Annotated in this window: 22 protein-coding genes and 3 tRNA genes; 20 read left to right on the top strand and 5 right to left on the bottom strand. The window is 44.7% G+C overall.

Annotated elements, in window-relative coordinates; all coding sequences use genetic code 11:
* Window positions 1-8 precede the first annotated feature (8 nt).
* From PR799_RS14660 to rsgA, 4 genes are all read right to left on the bottom strand, one after another.
* On the bottom strand, window positions 9-338 hold the full coding sequence (locus PR799_RS14660) for a hypothetical protein (RefSeq protein WP_154628855.1): 330 nt from the start codon (window positions 336-338) through the stop codon (window positions 9-11).
* A gap of 54 nt (window positions 339-392) precedes the next feature.
* Window positions 393-3734 (bottom strand): miniconductance mechanosensitive channel MscM, encoded by a 3342-nt coding sequence (gene mscM / locus PR799_RS14655; protein WP_272522564.1) that lies wholly within the window; start codon window positions 3732-3734, stop codon window positions 393-395.
* A gap of 49 nt (window positions 3735-3783) precedes the next feature.
* The gene (asd, locus tag PR799_RS14650; protein WP_272522562.1) at window positions 3784-4677 is read right to left on the bottom strand and encodes an archaetidylserine decarboxylase; all 894 of its coding nucleotides are present in this window, start codon (window positions 4675-4677) and stop codon (window positions 3784-3786) included.
* A 144-nt stretch (window positions 4678-4821) separates the two neighbouring features.
* Window positions 4822-5874 carry a small ribosomal subunit biogenesis GTPase RsgA gene (gene rsgA / locus PR799_RS14645; RefSeq protein ID WP_272522560.1) on the bottom strand — a complete coding sequence of 351 codons (1053 nt, stop codon included), beginning with the start codon at window positions 5872-5874 and terminating at the stop codon, window positions 4822-4824.
* Between the two features lie 137 nt (window positions 5875-6011).
* Between rsgA and orn the strand changes: the two genes are divergently transcribed.
* From orn to PR799_RS14625, 4 genes are all read left to right on the top strand, one after another.
* Window positions 6012-6554, top strand: coding sequence for an oligoribonuclease (orn, locus tag PR799_RS14640; protein ID WP_036948917.1), 543 nt, complete (start codon window positions 6012-6014; stop codon window positions 6552-6554).
* A gap of 389 nt (window positions 6555-6943) precedes the next feature.
* Window positions 6944-7019, top strand: a tRNA-Gly gene (locus tag PR799_RS14635).
* A 40-nt stretch (window positions 7020-7059) separates the two neighbouring features.
* Window positions 7060-7135: transfer RNA gene (locus PR799_RS14630), tRNA-Gly, on the top strand.
* Between the two features lie 61 nt (window positions 7136-7196).
* Window positions 7197-7272: transfer RNA gene (locus tag PR799_RS14625), tRNA-Gly, on the top strand.
* 686 nt (window positions 7273-7958) lie between these two features.
* Here the strand turns inward: PR799_RS14625 and queG are convergent.
* Window positions 7959-9116 (bottom strand): tRNA epoxyqueuosine(34) reductase QueG, encoded by a 1158-nt coding sequence (gene queG / locus PR799_RS14620; protein WP_272522558.1) that lies wholly within the window; start codon window positions 9114-9116, stop codon window positions 7959-7961.
* 214 nt (window positions 9117-9330) lie between these two features.
* Here queG and tsaE point away from each other — a divergent pair, with 214 nt between their 5' ends.
* The 16 genes from tsaE (at window position 9331) to rplI (ending at window position 25473) form a co-directional block, all read left to right on the top strand.
* Window positions 9331-9795, top strand: coding sequence for a tRNA (adenosine(37)-N6)-threonylcarbamoyltransferase complex ATPase subunit type 1 TsaE (tsaE, locus tag PR799_RS14615; RefSeq protein ID WP_154628852.1), 465 nt, complete (start codon window positions 9331-9333; stop codon window positions 9793-9795).
* A 14-nt stretch (window positions 9796-9809) separates the two neighbouring features.
* Window positions 9810-11147 (top strand): N-acetylmuramoyl-L-alanine amidase AmiB, encoded by a 1338-nt coding sequence (gene amiB, locus PR799_RS14610; RefSeq protein ID WP_272522557.1) that lies wholly within the window; start codon window positions 9810-9812, stop codon window positions 11145-11147.
* A 12-nt stretch (window positions 11148-11159) separates the two neighbouring features.
* Complete coding sequence (gene mutL, locus PR799_RS14605) at window positions 11160-13124, top strand: DNA mismatch repair endonuclease MutL (RefSeq protein ID WP_272522555.1); 1965 nt, start codon at window positions 11160-11162, stop codon at window positions 13122-13124.
* The gene (miaA, locus tag PR799_RS14600) at window positions 13117-14058 is read left to right on the top strand and encodes a tRNA (adenosine(37)-N6)-dimethylallyltransferase MiaA (protein WP_154628849.1); all 942 of its coding nucleotides are present in this window, start codon (window positions 13117-13119) and stop codon (window positions 14056-14058) included. The genes mutL and miaA overlap by 8 nt, the downstream gene beginning before the upstream one ends.
* A 107-nt stretch (window positions 14059-14165) precedes the next feature.
* Window positions 14166-14462: an RNA chaperone Hfq gene (gene hfq, locus PR799_RS14595; protein WP_006662385.1), complete on the top strand. Its 297-nt coding sequence runs from the start codon at window positions 14166-14168 to the stop codon at window positions 14460-14462.
* A gap of 91 nt (window positions 14463-14553) precedes the next feature.
* The gene (hflX, locus tag PR799_RS14590) at window positions 14554-15834 is read left to right on the top strand and encodes a ribosome rescue GTPase HflX (protein WP_154628848.1); all 1281 of its coding nucleotides are present in this window, start codon (window positions 14554-14556) and stop codon (window positions 15832-15834) included.
* 173 nt (window positions 15835-16007) lie between these two features.
* A complete protein-coding gene (gene hflK, locus PR799_RS14585) occupies window positions 16008-17216 on the top strand; it encodes an FtsH protease activity modulator HflK (RefSeq protein WP_154628847.1) in 1209 nt (402 codons plus the stop codon).
* A 2-nt stretch (window positions 17217-17218) separates the two neighbouring features.
* Entirely contained in the window at window positions 17219-18220 is a 1002-nt protein-coding gene (hflC, locus tag PR799_RS14580; RefSeq protein WP_132496337.1) for a protease modulator HflC, read from the top strand.
* 285 nt (window positions 18221-18505) lie between these two features.
* Complete coding sequence (locus PR799_RS14575; RefSeq protein ID WP_154603052.1) at window positions 18506-19807, top strand: adenylosuccinate synthase; 1302 nt, start codon at window positions 18506-18508, stop codon at window positions 19805-19807.
* Window positions 19808-20100: 293 nt separating this feature from the next.
* Window positions 20101-20523, top strand: coding sequence for a nitric oxide-sensing transcriptional repressor NsrR (gene nsrR, locus PR799_RS14570; protein WP_036948950.1), 423 nt, complete (start codon window positions 20101-20103; stop codon window positions 20521-20523).
* A gap of 41 nt (window positions 20524-20564) precedes the next feature.
* Window positions 20565-23045, top strand: a complete 2481-nt coding sequence (rnr, locus tag PR799_RS14565; protein ID WP_272522551.1) for a ribonuclease R — start codon at window positions 20565-20567, stop codon at window positions 23043-23045.
* An 83-nt stretch (window positions 23046-23128) separates the two neighbouring features.
* Window positions 23129-23866 (top strand): 23S rRNA (guanosine(2251)-2'-O)-methyltransferase RlmB, encoded by a 738-nt coding sequence (gene rlmB / locus PR799_RS14560; protein ID WP_154603050.1) that lies wholly within the window; start codon window positions 23129-23131, stop codon window positions 23864-23866.
* A gap of 165 nt (window positions 23867-24031) precedes the next feature.
* Complete coding sequence (rpsF, locus tag PR799_RS14555; protein WP_154603049.1) at window positions 24032-24427, top strand: 30S ribosomal protein S6; 396 nt, start codon at window positions 24032-24034, stop codon at window positions 24425-24427.
* Window positions 24428-24435: 8 nt separating this feature from the next.
* Window positions 24436-24753: a primosomal replication protein N gene (gene priB / locus PR799_RS14550; RefSeq protein WP_036948958.1), complete on the top strand. Its 318-nt coding sequence runs from the start codon at window positions 24436-24438 to the stop codon at window positions 24751-24753.
* Between the two features lie 4 nt (window positions 24754-24757).
* Window positions 24758-24985, top strand: coding sequence for a 30S ribosomal protein S18 (gene rpsR / locus PR799_RS14545; RefSeq protein WP_000135199.1), 228 nt, complete (start codon window positions 24758-24760; stop codon window positions 24983-24985).
* A gap of 38 nt (window positions 24986-25023) precedes the next feature.
* Window positions 25024-25473: a 50S ribosomal protein L9 gene (rplI, locus tag PR799_RS14540; RefSeq protein ID WP_036948960.1), complete on the top strand. Its 450-nt coding sequence runs from the start codon at window positions 25024-25026 to the stop codon at window positions 25471-25473.
* The last annotated feature ends 45 nt before the right edge of the window (window positions 25474-25518 follow it).

The raw sequence follows: 25518 nt of genomic DNA, 5'->3' as shown, positions 1-25518 counted from the left end.
ATATTAATTTAACGGGATATCAACAGGTATCCCGTTAATCCAATCACAGACAGAATCAAATATCCCCAGCAAAATCGGTAAAACCGATTATATCCCCATCCTCGGCGTACACTCAGTTGCAGCGTTTTTGTCGACAATTGACGAACCTTCAAACGGTAAACCACTAAATACAGCAGGCTGAATCCTTGCCACAGATAGAGCGTATTAAAGGCAAAATCCTTTCCGACAATCAGCAAAATCACCAACGGGATCAGAAAAAACAGAATGGAGCCGACACGCTCATACTGTGCAATTTTCAATTTGATAGATTCGTCTTGGATTTCTACTGCTTGGGTCATTATTCTGCCTTTTCTATGATGAAAAACGAGGGAGCAAACGCTCCCTCGATAAACTTATAGCTCACCAGTACCGCGTGGTGGATTACGACCAGAGAGGTTATTTGTGGCGCTTTGTATCGAATTACTGCGTACATCCACACGGGCTTGGAACGGTGGGAATGGCAATGTAATTCCTTGTTCTGCAAAGGCTTGTAAAATATGTTGGTGAATTTCGTGGCGAGCCGGCAAACGGTGCCCCATTTCACCTGCATACACCCGCAGCTCGAAAATTTGGATCCCTTGCTGTAAGTCCACGAGATAAACTTCAGGATTAGGGTTATCCAAAATCATGGACGAGCGTTTTGCCGCACGCAGGATAATCTCTGTCACTTTTTCGCTATCGGCATCCGCTGGGGCAGGGATAGTCATCACGATACGGGTAACGGTATCGGTCAGAGACCAGTTAATAAACTGTTCAGTAATAAATGCCTTGTTCGGCACAATAATCTCTTTTCTGTCCCAGTCCGTTAATGTGGTGGCGCGGGTATTAATCTTAGTGATGCTACCTGTTAAGTTACGGATAGTGACGGTATCGCCGATACGGATCGGTTTTTCAAATAGGATCATCAAACCAGAGATAATATTGGCGAAAATTTCTTGTAAACCAAACCCTAGCCCGACCCCCATTGCCGCGATAAGCCACTGAAGTTTTGACCAGTCGATCCCCAGCATGGAGAACCCGACAATGGTTCCGATGATGGTGATGCTGTACTTGGTCAAGGTGCTGATGGCATAGCCGGTGCCCGGTGTTAAGTCGAGATGCTGAAGGACGGCGAGTTCTAATAGTGCAGGTAAGTTTCTAACGAGCTGCGCGGTCACGATAATCACCAGTATGGCGATAAAAATCGAGCCCATAGTGATGGCTTGCACAGTTTCCACACCATTGATGGATGAGGTCACATCCCACAGGCGAATATTTTCAAGGAATGAAAATGCGGTATGCAATTCAGACCACAGCCAAATTAACGAGACCAGCGCTATCATAGTCAGAATGGAGCGCACCAATCCAACCGATTGGGTACTGATAGTATCGAGGTCAAGAACCTGCTCTTCAATATCAATGTTCCCTTCACCGCTGGCATTGGGGAGTTGAGAATCTTCTTCCCCTTTAGCTCGCTGGGCTAAGATTTCCGCACGGCGCTGTTTTGCTCGCTCGAAGGCAAGTTTTCGACGCTGCATTGACATCCAGCGCTGGATAGTGTGATAAACAATTAAAATCACAAACCAAATCGCCACTGAGGTCTCGAGTCGCGCCAACAGTGCCTGAGAAGTGGAGAAATAACCCAATACCGAGAAAAATGCGGCAATCACCGGCGCAATGAAAATGAGCCACCATAATGCGGTGTTCACTAAGTTTTCACCGGAGCCGTGTCTGTCCAAATATAATGGGATTTTAGAACGGCGTAAGTTATTGGTAATTAAGCTTAATGCGACGCACAGCACTAAGAAGCAGAGGCGGCCTAAGGTCGCAGAGAACTCTCTCTCGCTGTAATGTTCAAAAGTGATGATCGCCATCACTAACGGCACAATCACAAAAATGGCTAATCGGTAATGGCGCATTGCGCGTTTTACCGCGTCTTTATCCCAACCAAAGTGGGAAATGAACAACCCGGTAGGTCGTGAGAATGTTTCACTGATCATAAACAGCCAGAGCAGCGGGGTCGTTGCGCTAACGCCGTAGCCGATGGCTGCTGCCATCGGATATTGCCATGCACTTTGTAAGCCATAGCCAATGGCAGACCACATCATCGGCAGAGGAAGCGCCACGATAATCGACCAGAAAATAGTGCGGATAGTTAAATAGAAACGGTCTTGTGTAACTTTACCAATGCGCAGGCTTGAACGGTCTAAGAACGCTTGATAATGGCGGCGTGTGCTGACACTGAAAATCACTAAGATAATGGAACCCAGCAGGTATAAGAATGAGTCCTGGCTAGTGACCATCACTTGCAGGGCACCCGCGAGCTGGGAGAGAGTATCCAGTGAAAGCAATTGGGTCATGTCAGTAACCACAAGCACCGGATAATTAATGCTAATCGGCGGGACATCAGCGACCCAGAACAGATAACGGTTTGAGGCGTCTTTTACCTCTTTCAGCGCATCCGTTAATTGCCCCGTTGCAACATTGAGCTTAGTCAGTTCTAACATTTCGCCATCAAATCCCGAAATGAGCGAAGTTAATAGCTCTTTGCGGGTCTTCATCAGTGACTGATAAACCTGTGACTGAGAAGGGTTTAAATCATTGGCGCTTTCTTGTACTGATACGTCAAGCTTGGATAAGCGCTCAAGCATATCTTCATAATTTAAGCGCTGAACACGTAAATCCGCCATTTCGCGGTCAAGTTGCTGGCTTTTAGGGATATCTGGAAGGCGAGAAAGCTGGGTACGAAGCGCTTCTCCTAAAGTACTTGAACTGCTGATCCACTGGGCTTGTTCACGAATAGTCGAGAGTGCTTGTCGTGCATTTCGAATGCTGGTGGAAATTTCCGTTTGGTTGGTGGTGATCTCGCTCATGCGCTGAGCTTGCTCGGTCAACTCTTGGGACATTTTACGGTTGATATCAAGCTGCTCTTTTAAGAAAGGGGTCAATTCACCCTGTTCTGCCAACATTTCGGTATGCTCTAACGCCAATATTGCTTTTTGTTGGCGCTGAGTATTTTGGAAATCACGGAGCTGTTGAAGCTCTAATTCTAGGCGCTGATAACGCTTTTTCTCAAGCTCCAGCGCCATTCGGGAAATTTCTTGACGGTTATTGGCCGATAATTGCGCCATTTCTAGCTCGTTCACAATGGACTTGCGAGCACTTACTTCGGCTTGAGCTAAGGTGTATTGGGCTTCAGCTAACGGAGTCGTTGGCGTATTGAGTGATTGGAATCGCGTTGAGGCATCCGTTAATTGACGTCGTGCCTCAGATAACTGCTGTGGCAAGAGATTCAGGGATTCGCTGATTTCGCGCCCTTTGTCTTGCTCTTGCTGCATCAAGCGCCCTTGGTCAAGTAGCTGGCTGCTGACCTGGGTAATACGCTGCTCTAGTTCACTTAAGCTAATGCTGGTAGGGATCGCGGGCGGTGTATCGGTTTCATTGAGTAAGGCTTGACGGATTGTTTTGATAATTCGAGGGAAATTATCGATAGCATCTTGGTAAGACTTTGCCTTATTGTCTGAATCACGGGCTTCGTTAATCCAGCTTAATGCCCCTTGCAACGCTTGAGCGGTCTCTGCGTCCTTGGGGTTTTTGCTTGGATCAAGCTGTTTGAGCTCCTGTGTAATCTGTGCTTCATCTTGTGCGGAGGCTGGCGCCGCGTGGGATGAAAAAACGATTAACAGGCTAAGTAAAAAACTGATAATCAAACGCACAGTGAGGAGCTCCTTCAGACATAGAATAATTTAATTATAGTTTAAATGATTAGCTAACAGTTTCAGTGCGTTGCTGCTCATCGATTGATTCTGCTAATAGCTCACCCATGCGGGTTGCATAGCCGGGGATCAATGAGGCATTAAAGCGAATTTTGTTAGGTTCAAACAGGTTAATGACAGTGGAACCGAGTTTGAATAGACCCATTTCTTCCCCTTTTTGTAGGAAGATAGCGCCTTCTTCACCTTGTGCTGGATATGTCCAACGTTTAATTACGCCTTCACGCTGAGGGTTAACACAACCGCTCCAAACGGTATCAATGCTGCCGACAATGGTTGCACCAACCAAAATCTGTACCATTGTGCCAAATGGGGTATCAAACACGCAGATTAAACGTTCGTTACGTGCAAATAAATTCGGAACATTTGCTGCGGTTAATGGGTTAACGGAGAACAGATCGCCAGGGACGTAAATCATCTCTGTTAATAAGCCGTCACATGGCATATGTACACGGTGGTAGTCACTTGGGGATAAATAGGTTGTGATAAAATCACCACCACGAAATTTATCTGCTAACTGATATTGCCCAGCAAGTAGGGCTTCAACTGTATAATTATGGCCTTTTGCCTGAAAAATCAGGTCATTATCGATAGGGCCTAATTGGCTAACGGCACCGTCTGCAGGCTGTGCAAGTTGATGTTCGGATTCAACAATTGGGCGTGCGCCATCTTTTAATGTACGGATGAAAAAGTCGTTAAAAGTTGAATACGCGGTGAGCTCACTTTTTTGAGCTTCATTCATATTCACTTTGTAGGCTTTTGCGAACAGCTTTATTGCCCATTGAGTTACAAAACCTACATTGCGACTAGCAAACCATCCTGCGAGTTGAGTAAGTCCTTGTTTAGGAAGCATAAATTGCAGGCGAATTTTGATTTTATCTAGCACGTTAACCTCTGAATTTTAAAGGTAAGTTAGTGAAAGGGCGCTATTGTAACTGAAACTCATCCGCTTTCGAATTATTTCAGAAAGCGGATAAAATGAACGATAAACGTGAGCGCTCACTAACTTATTTTAGACTGATTTCGGGGATTATTTATCTTTAGCAGTAAAGTTACCACGCAGTTTAACTTGTTCCATACTTTCTAAAATACGGTGATAGTTTTCAAAGCGTGATTCGGCAATTTTGCCGTCTTCCATTGCGTCTCGCAGTAAACAGCCGGGGTCATCTAAGTGTTTACAATCGCGGAATTTACAGCCACCAAGGTAATCTTTAAATTCGACAAATCCTTTGGTCACTTGTTCCTTTGTCAGATGCCAAAGACCAAATTCACGTACGCCCGGTGAATCGATGACATCACCACCCTGTGGGAAGTGGTACAGTCTGGATGCGGTCGTAGTGTGTTGCCCTAAGCCCGAGGTATCAGAAACATCATTGACTAAGATCGCGGCCTCATTTTGAGGTAACAGCGTATTCAACAAACTGGATTTACCGACACCAGATTGGCCAACAAAGACTGACACTTTGCCAGATAGCGTGTTAGTGAGTGCTTCCATTCCTTCACCGGTATGACTGGAAACTTCGAGCACTTGGTAGCCAATATCGCTATAAATTGTCATTAAATCACTGACCCACTCGCGATTTTCTTCATCGAGTAAGTCAACTTTGTTTAAGACAATAATCGGCTGGATCCCTGTCGTTTCACAGGCGACTAAGTAGCGGTCGATAATATTGAGCGATAATTCAGGTAAAATCGCAGAAACCACAACGATTTGGTCGATATTTGCAGCGATAGGTTTTAACCCATCATAATAATCAGGACGAGTTAAGACGGAGTGGCGCTCATGAACGGCTTCGACAATGCCGTTCACTTTGATATCACTCTGTGTGTTTAGTGCAGGGCGCCAGACAACTTTGTCCCCGGTCACTAAAGATGAGATGGTTCGACGCAGGTTACAACGCTGTATAGTGCCGTCTAAGGCTTCAATATCCGCATGTTGGCCAAAGCGGCTAATCACTAAGCCCTCTTGAGCCTCACCTAATTGGCTATCATCAATCTCAATGGCTTTCTGTTTTTTGAGTCTTTTTTGATGATTTTCTTGCACGCGGCGCTGTTGGCCTTTCGAAAGTTTCTGCTTAGCCACCTGACCTCTCTCACTTAAATAATTTAGTGTCTATATTATAACCGATAGGGATATTATTGAAAAACTACATACCTATAACGGATAGCACGAAGGGTGTTATCATACCTTAACTCCACCGTATTCAGTTAGGGCATATCATGCAAAAGAATGAGAATAATTTAATTTGGATCGATTTAGAAATGACCGGGCTCGATCCTATTCGTGATCGTATTATTGAAATCGCGACCATTGTGACTGACAGTAACCTGAATATCTTGGCCGAAGGCCCTGTTATCGCGGTACATCAAACCGAAGAGCAGTTGGCATTAATGGATGAGTGGAATGTAAACACGCATACTAATAGTGGCTTAGTGGAGCGTATTCGTAAAAGCTCCATTGGTGAGCGTGAAGCAGAGCTGGCAACCATTGAATTCCTAGAAAAATGGGTACCAAAAGGCGCATCGCCTATTTGTGGGAACAGCGTAGGCCAAGACCGCCGCTTCTTATTTAATTATATGCCAGAGTTAGAAAGTTATTTTCACTACCGCTATCTCGATGTAAGTACATTAAAAGAGTTAGCCCGCCGCTGGAAACCTGAGATCCTCGCCGGATTCTCAAAGAAAAATACCCACCAAGCGCTGGATGATATCCGCGAGTCGATTGCCGAGCTGGTCTATTACCGAGAAACGTTTATTAAATGACGGGCTTTAAAGGCTCAATATTACCGCAATCTTAAGAATGCCATATGCTCAAGCTATATGGCATTGTTTGGATAGTATTGCTTGGGAGATACCATCATGGAAAATAATACTCGTGAATTTGAAAACGTTGATGGTTTGAGAATGGAAGAATCGGGTGACGTCATTATAAGAAAGTAAAAGGTTAACAAACTTAACACCTTGAAATGCTTATTTAACAAACGGCGACGACAAAATCATCACTATGATTGTTTTATCATCAAACGAACAAAAAAATAAAAAATTTGAGTTCAAACGCTTGCTAGTATCTTAATTTCTCGTATAATGCGCTCCCCGTACCGATGAAGTTTTTATGATTTTATTGGCACGATTAAGGCACCAAGATTGGTTATGCGGGAATAGCTCAGTTGGTAGAGCACGACCTTGCCAAGGTCGGGGTCGCGAGTTCGAGTCTCGTTTCCCGCTCCAAATTTTCTTGATGTTTTAGCTAGAGCACTATTTTCGGAATGCGGGAATAGCTCAGTTGGTAGAGCACGACCTTGCCAAGGTCGGGGTCGCGAGTTCGAGTCTCGTTTCCCGCTCCAAACTTTCTTAGTGTTTTAGCAGAACTAGCCTGAATTTAGTCGTAAGTAGTACCCACCAAATGCGGGAATAGCTCAGTTGGTAGAGCACGACCTTGCCAAGGTCGGGGTCGCGAGTTCGAGTCTCGTTTCCCGCTCCAAATTTTTATCTGTTAGTCTCTCTTTATATCTCCCGATAAACACGCCATAAAATATTAGCTTTTGACTTAAGCATTAATACTTATTTGTCTTTTCGTGCGTATTATTTAGACAAAAGCAACTTTTACCTTCCTTGTTCACGATCCTTTTATTATTTATGATCTTTTTAGGATCCACGTGAGTTTTTTACTTGCATTCATAGGCAGAGAGCCATAGAATAGCCACCCCTTAGCAATAGGGCATCCTATAAGAACTTCAGCCAAAATGGCGAACGTTCGAGTGAAAGGTAAAAAATCCTATTTTTACCTGTTCAGTTAAAATTTCTTCTTAACCTGACTTTTTGATAACTTTACTTTAGTTAGTTAACTAAAATTCAGCCTTTTTTATTACTTCTCTCCATGAGAAAGTTATCCACAACCTGAGTGGGTCTAGGTTCAATTTATCCTAGACAGAAATACTTTGCTGCACAGAGTTATCCACAGGTTAGTTATTGGTTAATTTTTGATTATCACAAAATGAATATTATTGATTTTAATTTTAATTAATTGAAATTAAAGTGAAAAATTATTTCTTCAAAATGTGCTGAGCACAACTTGCAAATCCTTTACCTATTGTCGGCTAAGCACTTTTTTATTTTATTCACATCAGTTTGACAATTGATAGATTAGGATATAAGGCCGGTTTTTTTTTAGGCGTCTCGAGGTAAACCTTTAGTAATTGCCCTAACAAGACGTTTTTGTTGCGAAGTTTGAATTGTGACTTGATTTTCTTCTCGGCGTTTTAATTGCTGCTCAATAGACCATTGAAAGTGTTCGTCTAGCATTGGGTTAATTCCAAGGCGATTTTGCAATGCGAGGACAATACTATCTTGATAGGGTGCATTACCCAAAGCGACACTGATATTACGTAGCCATTTTATATAGCCAATACGGCGGATTGCCGACCCTTCCGTAATACGGAGAAATTTTTCTTCATCCCATGAAAAAAGATCTAATAATTCCGGCGTATGCAATGCGGCTCTAGGACTAAAATCCTCTTCATCTGTCAACTGAGAAAAACGATTCCACGGGCAGATAAGCTGGCAGTCATCACAGCCATAAATCCGGTTACCCATTAAAGGTCGAAACTCTTCGGGGATAGCGCTATCGAGCTCAATGGTTAGATAGGAAATACAGCGTCTTGCATCAACAGTGTAAGGCTCTACAATTGCACCCGTTGGGCAAGTTGTCATACAGGCAACGCAGCGCCCGCACTGCTCTTCAACGGGTTGATCTATGGGAAGAGGGAGATTGACCAGCAATTCGCCAAGGAAAAACCATGATCCTGAATGTTGGTTGAGCACCAATGAGTGCTTGCCTGTCCAGCCTAAACCCGCTTTGACAGCAAGAGGGCGTTCCAGAATAGGCGCCGAGTCAACAAAAGGGCGAAAATTCAGGTCATCGGAGCATTCGAACTGACGGCAATACTCGAGGATCCGATCACTAAGCACTTTTAAGCGTTTTTTTAATAGCTTATGATAATCGCGGCCAAGGGCGTAGCGGCTGACATAGCCTAGTTCTGGATTATTTAGCGTGCTGGCAAAAGCTGCCTTAGCAGGAAGATAGTTCATTCGAACACTAATGACGCGCAGTGTGCCGGGGTGTAATTCATGGGGTCTTGCCCGCATCATGCCGTGGCGCTTCATCCACTCCATTTCGCCATGATATTGTTTATCTAACCATGCTTGGAGCTTGGGTTCTTCAAGGGTAAGATCCGTATCGCAAATACCGACTTGTTGAAAGCCAGCATCGATGCCCCATTGTTTAATATTTTGGGCAAGAAGGTCGAGGTCGAGGCGTGTGGACATGGGAAATATCTAGGTAAAAGTGGATTCGCAGGCACTCTAACACGATCATTGGATTTATCAAAATCCACAGATCGCGTTGGCACGATCTTGCTCGGAAATTTCCGATCTCGATGTTCCAACAATGTTAAATAACACAAATAGATCTGCTTGAGTTAAAATAGACGTTAATATCAATATTGAATAAATTTTATCATTATAATTGGCTTCACTAACTATGAAAGAACGCACAGTACAACTTGCTAATGAAGAGCAAACAGTCGCGCTTGGGCGCACGATCGCTATGGCCTGTAAACAAGGGGCGGTCATTAACCTGTATGGCGATTTAGGTGCAGGAAAAACGACATTTAGTCGTGGATTTTTACAGGCATTGGGCCATCAAGGCCATGTAAAAAGTCCAACCTATACACTTGTTGAGCCTTATGAATTAGCAGATAGACACGTTTTTCACTTTGATCTGTATCGTTTAGCCGATCCTGAAGAACTTGAGTTTATGGGGATCCGTGACTACTTTTCAGACAACTCAATCTGTTTAGTGGAATGGCCACAGCAGGGCAAAGGCTTCTTACCTGAAGCGGATCTGGAGATCCATTTAACCTATCAAGATGAAGGGCGTCAGGCTCGGGTTGTCGCTTTTTCGACAACCGGAGAGTCGTTATTGGAAGCGTTAACGGTATTCTAAGGAACATATAGCTCATGATGAATGCATCGATGAACAGAATAACTACCAAGGGTATTTTTTCTCTTTTCTTATTATTGATGATGTTTGCTCTGGCTCTGGTGACATCAACCGCCAAAGCGGCATCTCTCTCTAATATTCAAGTTAGTAATAGCCCTTCACAGGCGCAAGTGACATTAACATTTGTTGATGGAAAGCCTGATTATTCCTACTTCCCGCTGCACTCACCTGAACGCTTAGTGATTGATGTTCAGCAACGTGGTGAAATTATTGGTTTGCCACTCAAGCTTCCGAAAGGGGACTTGGTGAAGCAAGTTCGAGCTAGCCAAGCGCCTGATAGCCAGCACAAACGTATCGTCCTTGAACTTGCCCAAGCCGCGAAGACTAAAGCGAGTGTTCAGCAAGTTTCAGGCCAATATCAAGTTGTCTTTACTGTATCTACAGGAAAAGGACAAACATCAAATTCATATAATAATACCGTGATGCCAGCCCAGCCGACGACAACGCCATCCACACGTAATTCGCAGCCTGTTCAGCCGGTACAAGAAAAACCATTAAAAATGAATGCACCAGCAGCGGCTTCATCGACCACGTCAACCACGCCATCAGCCCCAGCAACGCCAACCAAAACCTTACCAAAAGGCACTAAGCAGGTGGTGATTGCGATTGATGCCGGTCATGGTGGGAAAGACCCAGGGGCGATTGGTAAAAACGGTTATAAAGAAAAAGATGTGACACTGAGTGTGGCGCGTAAGCTGTATCAAAAATTGGATGCCGATCCGATGTTTAAGCCTGTAATGACAAGGGATGGAGACTATTTTATTTCCGTCAGTGGTCGTTCAGACGTTGCGCGTAAAAAAGGTGCCAATATGCTAGTTTCTATTCATGCAGACTCAGCACCAAACAGTAGCGCTCGTGGGGCATCCGTTTGGGTGCTATCTAACCGCCGAGCAAACAGCGAATTAGGTAGCTGGTTGGAACAGCGTGAAAAACAATCTGAACTTCTTGGTGGTGCGGGTGACGCGCTCAGTGGTGCAGACCCATATTTAAGCCAAGCGGTATTGGATTTACAGTTTGGGCATTCACAACGTGTGGGTTACGATGTTGCGGTTCATGTCATTCAGCAGCTTAGAAAAATTGGTAATATTCATAAGAAAACCCCAGAACACGCGAGCCTTGGTGTACTGCGTTCTCCCGATATTCCATCCATTTTAGTGGAAACTGGGTTTATCAGTAATACATCTGAAGAACAGCTATTGAAATCCAATGATTATCAAGAAAAAGTGGCTGATGGTATTCACCAAGGGTTACGCCAGTACTTTTTAGCGAATCCGCTGCAAGCAGCGCCAAAATAAGTGAATTAGGTTATGGCAATCCAGATCCTTTCTCCTCAATTAGCGAACCAAATAGCGGCGGGTGAAGTGGTCGAAAGACCCGCCTCCGTGGTTAAAGAGTTAGTCGAAAATAGCCTTGACTCAGGGGCAACTCGTATCGATATCGAGATTGAGCGAGGAGGAGAAAAGCTGATCCGAATTCGGGATAATGGCTGTGGGATCAACAAAGATGAGTTGATCCTCGCTCTAGCGCGCCATGCCACCAGTAAAATTGCCACATTAGATGACCTTGAAGCGATCATGAGCATGGGTTTCCGCGGTGAAGCCCTAGCCAGTATTAGCTCTGTTTCCCGCCTGACATTAACCTCCAAACCCGCTGAGCAAACTGAAGCATGGCAATCCTATGCAGAAGGTCGTGACATGCAGGTGACGGTAAAACCTGCAGCACACCCCAATGGCACAACGGTCGAAGTGCTGGATCTCTTTTACAATACGCCCGCTCGTCGCAAATTTATGCGTACAGAAAAAACCGAGTTTGGGCATATTGATGAAATCGTGCGCCGAATTGCGCTTTCTCGCCCTGATGTGGCGATTAATTTGTCGCACAATGGCAAATTAGTTAAGCAGTATCGTGCAGCGCAGGATGCCAATCAGCAAGAGCGCCGTTTAGGGACAATTTGCGGAACGGGTTTTATGCAGGGCGCGTTAGCGCTTTCATGGGAGCACAGTGATTTAGGGATCAAAGGCTGGGTGGTTGCACCATCAACGACGTCGAGCGGAGTCAGTGATATTCAGTATTGCTACGTGAATGGTCGTATGATGCGCGATAAACTGATCAACCATGCGATCCGCCAAGCGTATGAAGGCCATCTGGATGAAAATCAACAACCCGCTTATGTGCTGTATTTGACCATCGACCCAAAGCAAGTGGATGTGAACGTCCATCCCGCCAAACATGAAGTGCGTTTTCATCAAGCCAGATTAGTGCATGATTTTATCTATCAAGCGGTACGCACTGTATTGCTTAATGCGCTAACTGAAAATGAACTTCCGGGAATAGAACCTGTATCCAACGAAGTTGAAAATCGGGCATCCGCAGGGGATAACTACTTTGCTTCTCCTACTGTACAGGAAACAGGGAAACCACAAGGAGCTCAACGGAGTCATGCTCAAGAGCCTCCTCTTTCTTATGGTGAGCCACGAAATGCGTCAGTAGCAGGTAAAAACAACACTTTTACTTCAGACAACGCAGGCAAGTCTAGTCCAATATCAAGCTATAACCGCTCAGAGCCAAGCTATGAGCGCAAAGCGGGAGAGCTGTATCAACGTTTGATGTCGATTCCCGTTGCACCTGAAGATAAAAAACCGTTATTCCCAGAAAGAAAGCCGTTGAGTGTCAATCCTGTAGATAGCCAATCTGTAGCGAAAAGTGCGGATAACTATCAATTCGGTAAAGTATTGACAATCTACGCAAAAAACTTTGCATTAATTGAGTCTTCATTAGGGATAATCCTGTTATCCTTAAATGAAGCGAATTACTTACTCAAGCTGGCTCAACTAACGCCAGAAAATGGTGGATTAAAGCCTCAACCGTTGTTAATTCCCTTAAAATTGTCACTAAAAAGTGACGAAATAGAGGTTTTGCGACGTTATAAGGAACAATTGACACTATTTGGTATCGATGCCTCGATATTTCATGGAAAAGTAACAATTCATACGGTATCGTTACCGCTAAGAACGCAAAATTTATCGCAGCTTTTTTCTGATTTAATCGTGTTTTTGTCAGCAAAAGAGAGTGTCTCGAATGAAAATATCGCGCAATGGCTAGCAAATGCGATTTCTCAGACAAAAAACGAGGAAAGTTGGAGTTTGGCGCAGGCAGTTCAATTACTGGCTGATGTTGAGCGGATCTGTCCGCAGTGGGTGGCAAATCCATCGCCAACATTATTACAATTAATTAATTTACAACCCGTGGTAGCTACACTGACAAATGAGTGATTTAGTAACTCAACAAAAACCAAATGCCATCTTCTTAATGGGGCCAACGGCTTCGGGCAAAACGGCATTGGCCATCGAATTACGCAAGCATTTGCCTGTGGAGATCATTAGTGTCGATTCGGCATTGATTTATCGAGGAATGGATATTGGTACCGCGAAGCCTAATCAAGAAGAGCTGAGCCAAGCCCCGCATCGTTTGATAGATATCCTCGATCCATCTCAGCCTTATTCTGCGGCCGATTTTCGTCGTGACGCATTAAATGTAATGGATGAAATTTCGTCTCAAGGTAAGATTCCATTACTGGTTGGCGGCACCATGCTCTATTTTAAAGCCTTATTAGAAGGCTTGTCACCGCTACCATCAGCCTCTCCAGAAGTTCGTGAGGCAATTGAGAACATAGCAAAAGAACAAGGTTGGGCTGAAGTACACCGCCGCTTGGCTGAGGTCGATCCCGTCTCTGCGGCTCGTATTCATCCTAATGATCCACAAAGATTATCCCGAGCTTTAGAGGTATATCTCATTTCGGGACAAACTTTGACTGAAATGACTCAAACAGCAGGCACAGAATTGCCTTATAATGTGTTTCAGTTTGCTATTGAGCCACAAGATCGTAAAATTTTACATGAGCGTATCGAACGACGTTTTCGTTTAATGCTAGAAGCAGGGTTTGAAGACGAAGTGAAAGCGCTATACCAACGAGGCGATCTCCATGTTGATTTACCTTCTATTCGTTGTGTAGGTTATCGGCAAATGTGGTCTTATCTCGATGGTGAAATAGATTATGATGAAATGGTTTATCGAGGGATTTGCGCGACGCGCCAATTGGCTAAACGGCAGATCACTTGGTTGAGAAGCTGGGACAATGTTCATCGGTTAGATAGTGAACAACCTCAGCAAGCGCTTGACACCGTTATACAGGTTATTAGTGCATAGGGCTATTCTTTGTGTACAATTAAAGCGTTAAGCGTAATTTTTGAGTAGTAATTTTTAGGAATCGTAAGATTCTCATTTAAAAAACAACAAAATAAGGAAAACATAGAATGGCTAAGGGGCAATCTTTGCAAGATCCGTTCCTGAACGCATTACGTCGTGAAAGGGTTCCGGTCTCTATTTATTTAGTTAATGGTATTAAATTGCAGGGTCAAATCGAATCTTTTGACCAATTTGTTATTTTGCTGAAAAACACAGTTAGCCAGATGGTTTATAAACACGCTATCTCTACTGTGGTTCCAGCACGCCCTGTTTCTCATCATAGCGGTACTGGTACTGCTGGCGCTGGCAATGGCAACTACCACGGTGGTGCTTCTGCTGGGCAAGATGGCGAATCAGCTGAGTAAGACTGTACGCTAAAAACAAGGAAAGCATGGGTAGGGAGACTATACCTGTGTCTTTCCTTTGCAATTATTGTTTAGCCTAAGAGGTTACACCTTGTTTGATAGGTATGAAGGCGGTGAACTAGCTGTACTGGTCCATGTCTTTTTTGATCAAGAAAAAGACGTTGATAATTTAGCAGAATTTGAGTCCCTAGTGACGTCTGCTGGCGTTAAACCTGTACAAATAGTGACTGGCAGCCGCAAGGCGCCCCACCCAAAATTTTTCGTTGGGGAAGGGAAAGCTGAAGAAATCGCTGAAGCCGTCGAAGCTAGTGGTGCGGATGTGGTGCTATTTAACCACACACTTAGCCCTGCTCAAGAACGTAATCTCGAACGGGTTTGCCAATGTAAGGTCGTTGATCGTACAGGGGTAATTTTAGATATATTTGCACAACGTGCGCGTACGCATGAAGGTAAACTTCAAGTTGAATTAGCTCAATTACGGCATTTATCCACTCGCTTAGTGAGAGGATGGACGCACCTTGAGCGCCAAAAAGGCGGGATTGGTTTACGTGGTCCCGGCGAGACGCAGCTTGAAACTGACCGTCGATTACTCAGAGATAAAATCAAACAGATTTTATCTCGTCTTGGACGAGTCGAAAAACAGCGTGAGCAAGGTCGTCAATCAAGAAGTAAAGCAGATATTCCAACTGTTTCCTTGGTGGGCTACACCAATGCCGGAAAATCCAGTTTATTTAATCGGATGACGTCGGCAGATGTTTACGCAGCAGACCAACTGTTTGCTACGTTAGATCCTACTTTACGTCGTATCGATGTTGATGATGTAGGCACTGTCGTTTTAGCGGACACCGTGGGTTTTATTCGCCACCTTCCACATGATCTGGTTGCTGCATTTAAAGCAACTCTGCAAGAAACGCGTGAAGCCACTTTACTGCTCCATGTGATTGATGCAGTTGATGTCCGACTGGATGAAAATATCCAAGCGGTTGACAGTGTGCTGGAAGAAATCGATGCAAATGAAATCCCAACACTTTTAGTGATGAACAAAGTCGATATGCTCGACGATTTTGTCCCGCGTATTGACAGAGATGAGGATAACAAGCCAGTTCGTGTCTGGGTTTCAGCGCAAACAGGTGAAGGTATCCCTTTGTTGCTTCAAGCATTAACGGAACGCCTTTCAGGTGAGATCGCACATTTTGAATTGCGTTTACCACCGAATGAAGGTCGCTTACGGAGTCGTTTTTATCAACTTCAATCCATCGAACGTGAATGGCAAGAAGAAGACGGCACCATTGGACTTGAGGTGCGTATGCCAATGGTGGATTGGCGACGTTTATGCAAGCAGGAGCAACAATTACCTAACTATGTTGTTTAAAAATGATGTTAAAACAGTCAGTTGGCTGAGTTAACCGCAACACAGTTAGGCAATGGAATTGATATTAAGAGCCCAATATCCTCGACTTGATTCAAGACACCCATGGGTGAAATGAATGATGAGAAATATCGCTCTTAGCCCTAAAAATCAATCATAAAGAATGGAGCTAAAACATGGCGTGGAATCAGCCCGGTAATGACGGACAAGACCGCGATCCGTGGGGAAGCGGCAATAAAGGCAGCAACTCTGGCGGGAACAAAGGTGGTCGGAAACCTGGGGCTTATGATCTCGACGATCTCTTTCGTAAAATAGGCAGCAAGCTTGGCGGCGGTGGTAATAAAGGCGGTGGTGAAGGCAATAATAAACAGCCATCACAACTGAGTGGCCGTTTAGGTATGTTAGCACTTGCTGCGGTTGTCGTAGTTTGGGCAGGCTCAGGCTTCTATACCATTAAAGAAAGTGACCGTGGCGTAGTCTTACGTTTTGGTGAATATAGTGGTGTTGTCGGACCTGGTCTGAACTGGAAACCAACGTTTATTGATCAAGTTGTTCCTGTGAACGTTGAAACTGTTCGCGAACAAGCGACTAACGGTATGATGTTGACATCAGATGAAAACGTTATCCGCGTTGAAATGAACGTTCAGTACCGTGTTACCGATCCTGCTCAATACCTGTTTAGTGTGACTAATCCTGATAATAGTCTGCGTCAAGCGCTGGATAGTGCGGTGCGTGGTGTTATTGGTCAATCTGCTATGGAGCAAGTGTTGACTACGAATCGCGCCTTTATCCGTGATGTTACGCAGAAAGAGCTAGAAGCAACGATTGCACCATACAAAATGGGTATCACCCTGCTGGACGTCAACTTCCAAGCGGCTCGTCCGCCTGAAGATGTTAAAGCGGCGTTTGATGATGTAATTTCCGCAAGGGAAGAAGAACAAAAAACGATTCGTGAAGCGCACGCTTACCGAAACGAAGTTCTGCCTCTCGCGAAAGGTAACGCGCAACGTATGATCGAAGAAGCTGAAGCTTACAAGGCGAGCGTCGTCTTCAAAGCAGAGGGTGAGGTCGCAAGCTTTGCGAAAATGCTACCTGAATATCGTGCTGCACCAGAAATTACCCGCGAACGTTTGTACATCGAAACGATGGAGCGCGTATTAGCAAATACACGTAAAGTGATTGCTAATGATAAGAGTAACAGCATGTTAGTACTGCCGTTGGATCAAATCATGCGTGGTGCGACGGGCAATACGACTGCGGCACCAAAAGTGAATCAGTCAGCAAGAATGACGAACTCAACGAACAATTCATCTTCTACGAGTTCAGCACCTGCGCAGCCAAACAATCCTGTGCGTGGTGATGCAGTTAGAGTAGGGAGACAATAATCATGCGTAAGTCATTTATTTTTGTAGTGATTGCTGTTTTAGCTGTTGCCTACGCATCAATCTTTATTGTTCCTCAAACTGAGCGCGGTATTGTATTACGCTTTGGTAAGGTTTTACGTGATTCTGAGAATAAACCTATCGTTTATGAACCAGGTCTACATTTCAAAGTTCCATTTATTGAAACTGTGAAAATGCTAGATGCGCGTATTCAGACGTTAGAAATTCAAGCTGACCGTTACCTGACTAGCGAAAACAAAGACTTAATGGTGGATTCGTACCTGAAATGGCGTGTCACTGATTTCAGCCGTTACTATGTAGCGACTGGCGGCGGTAACCCATTCCAAGCGGAAACCCTGTTAAAACGTAAGTTCAGTGACCGTTTACGTTCTGAGTTTGGTCGTTTAAGTGTTAAAGACATCATCACTGACTCTCGTGGTCGTTTAACTGTTGATGTTCGTGATGCACTGAACAAAGGTACTGCAACCGATGAAGCAACTAAAGACGCTGATGCTGCAATTGCAGATGCGGCGGCTCGCGTTGAAAAAGAAACTAACCTGAAGCCACTGGTTGTGAATGCAAACAGTATGGCGGCGTTAGGTATCGAAGTTGTCGACGTGCGTATCAAACGTATTGAATTACCAAATGAAGTTTCTGAAGCCATCTATGCACGTATGCGTGCAGAGCGTGAAGCGGTAGCGCGTCAGCACCGTTCACAAGGTCAAGAAGAAGCAACCAAGATTCGTGCGGTAGCGGATAAGACGGTAACAGAAACACTGGCAGAATCAGAGCGTACAGCACTGACCCTGCGAGGTGAAGGTGATGCAATGGCAACGAAACTGTTTGCTGATGCATTCAACCAAGACCCAGAGTTCTATGCCTTTATTCGTAGCCTGCGAGCTTATGAGCAAAGCTTCAAAAGTGGTGATGACGTAATGGTGCTTAGCCCAGATACAGATTTCTTCCGCTTTATGAAGGCGCCAACTAAGCTGCGTTCAACGGATTAAATGATAAACAGCTTAAGTTACGTGCAACGAGCTTAAATTACTGTTAATCTAATAAAGAAAAGCCCGCTTCGGTGGGCTTTTTTTCGCCTGTCGTTTTAAGTGATGGATTTTTCAGGGAAAATTTGAGCTGCTCAGGTTGAGGAAATTCACTTTGAGTCTACGACAGAAATAAAACTACCATTTTACTTGCTTTCTAGAAAAAAATTTTTGTAATGCCAAAATATCACTGGAACAGTTCATTTTTGATGGTAGAATTCATTTTTAAGCAACCGAGTGTATTTCGAAATGGGTAAGAACGTTGTCGTACTGGGCACCCAATGGGGTGACGAAGGGAAGGGCAAGATCGTTGACTTGCTGACAGAACGAGCTAAATATGTAGTTCGCTATCAGGGCGGCCATAATGCTGGCCATACTCTTGTTGTAAACGGTGAAAAAACCGTTCTCCACTTAATTCCATCCGGTATTCTTCGTGAAAATGTCATCAGCATCATTGCTAATGGTGTTGTTCTTGCGCCTGATGCTTTAATGAAAGAGATGAAAGAACTGGAAGATCGCGGTGTTCCTGTTCGTGAGCGTTTACGTATCTCTGAAGCATGCCCACTGATCCTGCCTTACCACATCGCATTAGACAATGCGCGTGAAAAAGCACGTGGAGCAAAAGCTATCGGTACAACTGGTCGTGGTATCGGTCCTGCATACGAAGATAAAGTTGCACGTCGTGGCCTGCGTGTTGGTGACTTATTCGATAAAGCAACTTTCGCTGAAAAATTAAAAGAAATCATCGAATACCATAACTTCCAACTGGTTAACTATTACAAAGAGCCTGCGGTTGATTACCAAGAAACATTAGATTACATCATGTCTGTTGCAGATCTTCTGACTAGCATGGTAATTGATGTTTCTGATTTGCTCTATAAAGCACATCAGAAGAATGAATTAGTCATGTTTGAAGGTGCGCAAGGTACTCTGCTGGATATCGACCACGGTACTTATCCGTATGTAACTTCTTCAAACACAACAGCGGGTGGTGTTGCAACAGGTTCTGGCTTAGGTCCACGTTACGTGAACTACGTACTGGGGATCATCAAGGCTTATTCTACACGTGTTGGTGCGGGTCCATTCCCAACTGAACTGTTCGATGAAACCGGTGAATTCCTGCGTGAGAAAGGCCAAGAATTCGGTGCAACCACGGGCCGTAAGCGTCGTACTGGTTGGTTAGACATCGTAGCTATTAACCGTGCTGTACAAATTAACTCTCTGTCAGGTTTCTGCTTAACTAAGCTGGACGTTTTAGATGGCTTAAAAGAAGTAAAAATCTGTGTAGGTTATCGTCGTAAAGATGGCACAGTGTTAGAAACTACACCTTTAGCCGCTGATGAGTGGGAAGGCTTAGAGCCAGTGTATGAAGTCATGCCTGGTTGGAGCGAAACGACTTTCGGCGTTAAAGAAAGAGCGTTACTGCCACAAGCAGCTTTAGATTACATCCAACGTATTGAAGAACTGACTGGTATCCCTGTTGATATTATTTCAACTGGCCCAGACCGTTCAGAAACGATGATCCTGCGTGATCCGTTTGACGTTGAGTAATAGACAGAACAGCGCTCACTGAGCGCTGTTTTTTTATCTCTCCCATTTTCCTTCCGATGAATTCCTTTTTGATAAAACGCTAAAATTCTCAGATAATATCCATCAAGTTGAACATTATGTGCCATTACAAGCATCTTTACGTGCAAGGATGGGCTAGACTAAAACTAAGGCGATATACTGTAGAAAATCGTTCAAAATGTACTTTAGATGGTAGCCAGAAAACAAATATAACGAAAATGGCAGATAAGTATTTCACGACATATTTGTAGCGCCAAAAAATTTTTGAGGTGATTGTGCAGCTGACAAGTTTTACTGACTATGGGTTACGAGCCCTAATCTACTTAGCCGCCCTAGAAAAAGGGCAGATGACGAGCATTACACAAGTTACTGAGGTGTATGGTGTTTCTCGTAATCACATGGTTAAAATTATCAATCAGCTAAGTCACCTTGGCTATGTAAAAGCCACTCGTGGTAAAAATGGTGGGATCGCATTGGGTCAACCGGCGGAATCAATCCGGATCGGTGATGTCGTTCGCGCATTAGAACCACTCACTCTAGTCAATTGTAGTGGCGAATTTTGCCATATTACGCCAGCCTGCCGCCTAAAAGGTGTGCTACAAAAGGCGATACAACAATTTTTACAAGAACTAGACCAATATACGCTAGCGGACATGGTCAAAGATAATAGTCCGCTGTATCAATTACTGCTCGATTAATGTCTCAGTAATTTATCACTCTGATGACAATGGAGGTAACAATGTCAAACGATCCTTTTCAGGAAAGAGAAGCAGAAAAATATGAATCCCCAATTCCGAGTAGAGAGTTTATTTTAGATCTCTTATCTAAGCGCACAGCCCCTGCAAACCGTGAAGAAATTGCACAGCTACTCAACCTCTCTACGGAAGATGAATTGGAAGCATTGCGTCGTCGCTTACGTGCGATGGAACGTGATGGACAGTTAGTTTTCACCCGCCGCAAATGTTATGCATTACCAGAACGTATTGACCTATTAAAAGGTAAAGTTATTGGTCACCGTGATGGCTATGGTTTCTTGCGTGTCGAAGGTAAAAAAGAAGATTATTACTTATCTCAAGATGAGATGAAGCGCGCTTTACATGGTGATGTGATTTTGGCTCAACCTTATGGTCAAGACCGTAAAGGGCGCACTGAAGTGCGTGTTGTACGTGTATTAGAGCCGCGCAATAACCAAATTGTTGGGCGCTATTTTATTGAAGCGGGAATGGGGTTTGTTGTTCCTGATGATAGTCGTTTAAGTTTCGATATTTTAATTCCGAAAGACAAGCAGTGTGGCGCCCGTATGGGTAACGTGGTGGTGGTTGAATTAGAAACTCGTCCACAACGCCGCTCTCAAGCTGTTGGTAATATTGTTGAAGTACTCGGTGAAACCATGGGTACGGGTATGGCGGTAGAAATCGCATTACGTACTCATGAAATTCCACACTCTTGGCCACCACAAGTGACAAAGCAAGTCGCTGATTACAGTGAAACAGTTCCTGAAGCAGCGAAGAAAGGGCGTGTGGATCTGCGCGATCTTCCTCTCGTCACCATCGACGGCGAAGACGCTCGTGACTTCGATGACGCCGTTTACTGTGCACCGAAAAAAGGTGGCGGCTGGCGTTTATGGGTTGCGATTGCCGATGTGAGCTATTATGTTCGCCCACAAACTGCACTGGATACGGAAGCCCATAGCCGTGGTAACTCGGTCTATTTCCCATCCCAAGTTGTACCCATGCTACCGGAAGTGCTGTCTAACGGATTATGTTCACTAAACCCAGGCGTAGACCGTCTGTGTATGGTGTGTGAAATGACGGTTTCGGCATCTGGAAAACTCTCTTCATATAAATTCTATGAAGCGGTGATGAGCTCCCACGCACGTTTAACTTACACCAAAGTATGGAAAATGCTGCAAGGGGATGAAGAACTACGCGAGCATTACAAAGCGTTAGTCCCTCATATCGAGCATTTACATCAATTATACAAAGCGTTAGATGCAGCGCGTATTGAACGTGGTGCTATCTCGTTTGAATCTGAAGAAGCCAAATTTATCTTCAATGCGGAACGCCGTATTGAGCGTATTGAGCCTGTAGAACGTAATGATGCACACAAATTAATTGAAGAGTGCATGATTTTAGCTAATATTGCGGCTGCGCGATTTGTTGAGAAAAACGAAGAGCCTGCACTATACCGTGTGCATGACCGTCCGAAAGAAGAGAGCGTTATGAACTTACGCTCAGTATTCAGCGAGTTAGGTTTGACGCTGCCGGGTGGCATGAAGCCAGAGCCAAAAGATTACGCCCAAGTAATGAACGAAGTGGCTGAGCGCCCAGACCATGAGCTGTTACAGACCATGATTTTACGCTCCATGAAGCAAGCGATTTATGATCCAGAAAACCGCGGTCACTTTGGTTTAGGTCTGAAATCATATGCCCACTTTACCTCGCCAATTCGTCGTTATCCTGACTTAACCTTGCATCGTGGTATTAAATACTTACTGGCAAAAGAGCATGGTCATGGAGATAAGCTCTGGACGGAAACGGGTGGATGGCACTCCGATATGGACAGCATGCTGCAATTGGGCGAGCACTGCTCACTGACCGAGCGCCGTGCAGATGAAGCTACCCGTGACGTCGCAGATTGGTTAAAATGTGACTTCATGCAAGACCAAGTGGGCCAAGTGTTTACTGGACTTATCACTAGCGTGACAGGTTTTGGTTTCTTTGTTCGCTTAAATGACCTGTTTATTGATGGCTTAGTGCATATTTCGACTCTTGATAACGACTATTATCGTTATGATGCGGTTGGACAGCGCTTAATTGGTGAATCTTCCGGTACAACTTATCGTCTTGGCGATGAAGTGGAAATCCGTGTAGAAGCGGTACATATGGATGAGCGCACCATTGATTTTGCTTTAATTTCAACGACACGAAAAGCGAAAAACCCGGGTAAAACTACACGGGATAAGATGAAGAAAGAAGTTAAAAATGCGACACGTTCAGCCCGTCGAAAAGGCGATGTGAGCAAAGAGAAAAACTTCGAACCTGATTCAGCATTTCGTCGTTCAGAGAAAAAAGGCAAGAAAGACAGCAAAGACGCGAAACCTGAAGGTAAAGGAAACGGTAAAGCGAAAAGCAAAAAGCCATCCGATAAAACCAAAAAAATCAGTGCCAAGTTAAAAGCAAAACGCGTGGCGAAAAAATCCCAAAAACAAGAGGGATAAGCGCGTTTCATGATACAAGGTGGCGGGAAATCGCCACCTTTTGATTTTCCACCTATTTAATGTTCTCAACCTAAAAGATATTTATGAGCGAAATTATTTACGGCATTCACGCAGTGAAAGCCCTGCTTGAGCGTTCACCGCAACGTATTAAAGAAGTCTATATTTTAAAAGGTCGTGAAGACCGCCGCCTGATGCCTATCGTTCATGAAATCGAAGCGTTGGGCATTGTGGTGCAAGTGGCAAATCGCCAATGGATGGACGCACAAACTGAAGGTGCGGTACACCAAGGGATTATCGCCAACGTGCTAGCCGGCAAGCAGTATCAAGAAGGGGATCTCCCAGATTTACTTGAAAGCACCGAATCGCCATTTTTACTGATCCTCGATGGCGTGACTGACCCACACAACTTAGGCGCGTGTTTACGTAGCGCAGACGCAGCTGGTGTTCATGCGGTGATTGTCCCGAAAGACAAATCTGCTCAGTTGAATGCAACAGCGAAGAAAGTCGCTTGTGGCGCAGCGGAAAACGTTCCGTTGATCCGCGTGACCAACTTGGCAAGAACCTTACGTTTACTGCAAGAATACAATGTGTGGATTGTTGGCACCGCCGGTGAAGCTGACCATAACTTGTATCAAAGTAAGCTGACTGGCTCTATCGCATTAGTGATGGGCGCGGAAGGTGAAGGAATGCGTCGTTTGACTCGTGAACATTGCGACGAGTTGATTAGTATTCCAATGGCTGGCTCAGTTTCATCGCTGAACGTCTCTGTGGCAACGGGCGTATGCCTGTTTGAAGCTGTTCGCCAACGCATTGCCAAATAAATCATAAAATAATTTTTGCTTAATTTGTCCCCATCTCTTGAGTTTTTTATCTGGGATGGGTATAGTTACGCGTCAATTTTTTAGCCGCACTCAACAAGTTCCTTGCCTCCGCGGGCCGCGGTTAACCCAGACAGGAGGCTAATAATCCGTAAGGAGCAACTACTAATGCGTCATTACGAAATCGTTTTTATGGTCCATCCTGACCAAAGCGAACAGGTTCCGGGCATGATCGAGCGTTACAGTGCTGTTATCACTAACGCACAAGGTCAGATTCACCGTCTGGAAGACTGGGGCCGTCGTCAACTGGCTTACCCAATCAACAAACTGCACAAAGCTCACTATGTTCTGCTGAACGTAGAAGCTCCACAGGAAGCGATTGATGAGCTGGAAACTAACTTCCGCTTCAACGATGCCGTTATCCGCAGCATGGTTATGCGCTTAAAACACGCAGTAACAGAAGCTTCTCCAATGGTCAAAGCCAAAGACGAACGTCGCGGCCGTGACATGTCTGATGAATATCAAGACGAAGAAGCAGAAGAAACTGGGGATTCTGAAGAGTAATTGCTCAGGTGATCACTAATCGTCTAGTGTTGACAGGCACAGTCTGTAAAGCATTGATTCGAAAAGTGAGTCCGTCCGGCATTCCACATTGCCAGTTTGTTTTAGAACATCGTTCTGGACAACAGGAAGCTGGAATGTCACGGCAAGCATGGTGCAGAATGCCCGTCATTGCCAGCGGACAAGCCTTACAAACCCATACTCACAGTATAACGGTCGGCAGTCTGATTACTGTTACAGGTTTCATTAGCACCCATCAGGGACGTAATGGAATCAGTAAATTAGTCTTACATGCCGAGCAGATTGATTTGATAGATTCTGGAGACTAGCCATATGGCACGTTATTTCCGTCGTCGCAAGTTCTGCCGTTTCACAGCGGAAGGCGTTCAAGAGATCGACTATAAAGATATCGCAACGCTGAAAAACTATATCACTGAAAGTGGTAAAATTGTACCAAGCCGTATCACCGGTACTCGTGCAAAATATCAACGCCAGCTCGCTCGTGCTATCAAGCGCGCTCGCTACCTGTCTCTGTTACCATACACTGATCGTCATCAGTAATTGGTACAGTCCATTAACGACTAATAGAGGATAAGGTAATGCAAGTTATTCTGCTTGATAAAGTAGCTAACCTAGGTAGCCTGGGTGACCAAGTTAACGTTAAATCGGGCTACGCTCGTAACTTCTTAGTACCACAGGGCAAAGCTGTTCCTGCAACTAAGAAAAACGTTGAATTCTTCGAAGCTCGCCGCGCTGAACTGGAAGCTAAATTAGCTGACGTTCTGGCAGCAGCACAGGCTCGTGCAGCAGCTGTTACTGCGCTGGGTTCTGTTACTCTGGCTTCTAAAGCTGGTGACGAAGGTAAACTGTTCGGTTCAATCGGTACTCGTGACATCGCTGACGCAATCACTGCGGCTGGCGTTAAAGTTGCGAAAAGCGAAGTTCGCCTGCCAAACGGCGTTCTGCGTACTACTGGTGACCACGAAGTTCACTTCCAGTTACACAGCGATGTTTTCGCAGAGCTGAACGTTATCATCGTTGCTGAGTAATCAATAATGATGATAGTTGCCACTGTTAACGCGGTGGCACAATAA

The organism is Providencia sp. PROV202, from assembly GCF_028479565.1.
Lineage (GTDB): Bacteria > Pseudomonadota > Gammaproteobacteria > Enterobacterales > Enterobacteriaceae > Providencia > Providencia zhijiangensis.
This window is presented reverse-complemented; position numbering and strand designations above follow the sequence as displayed.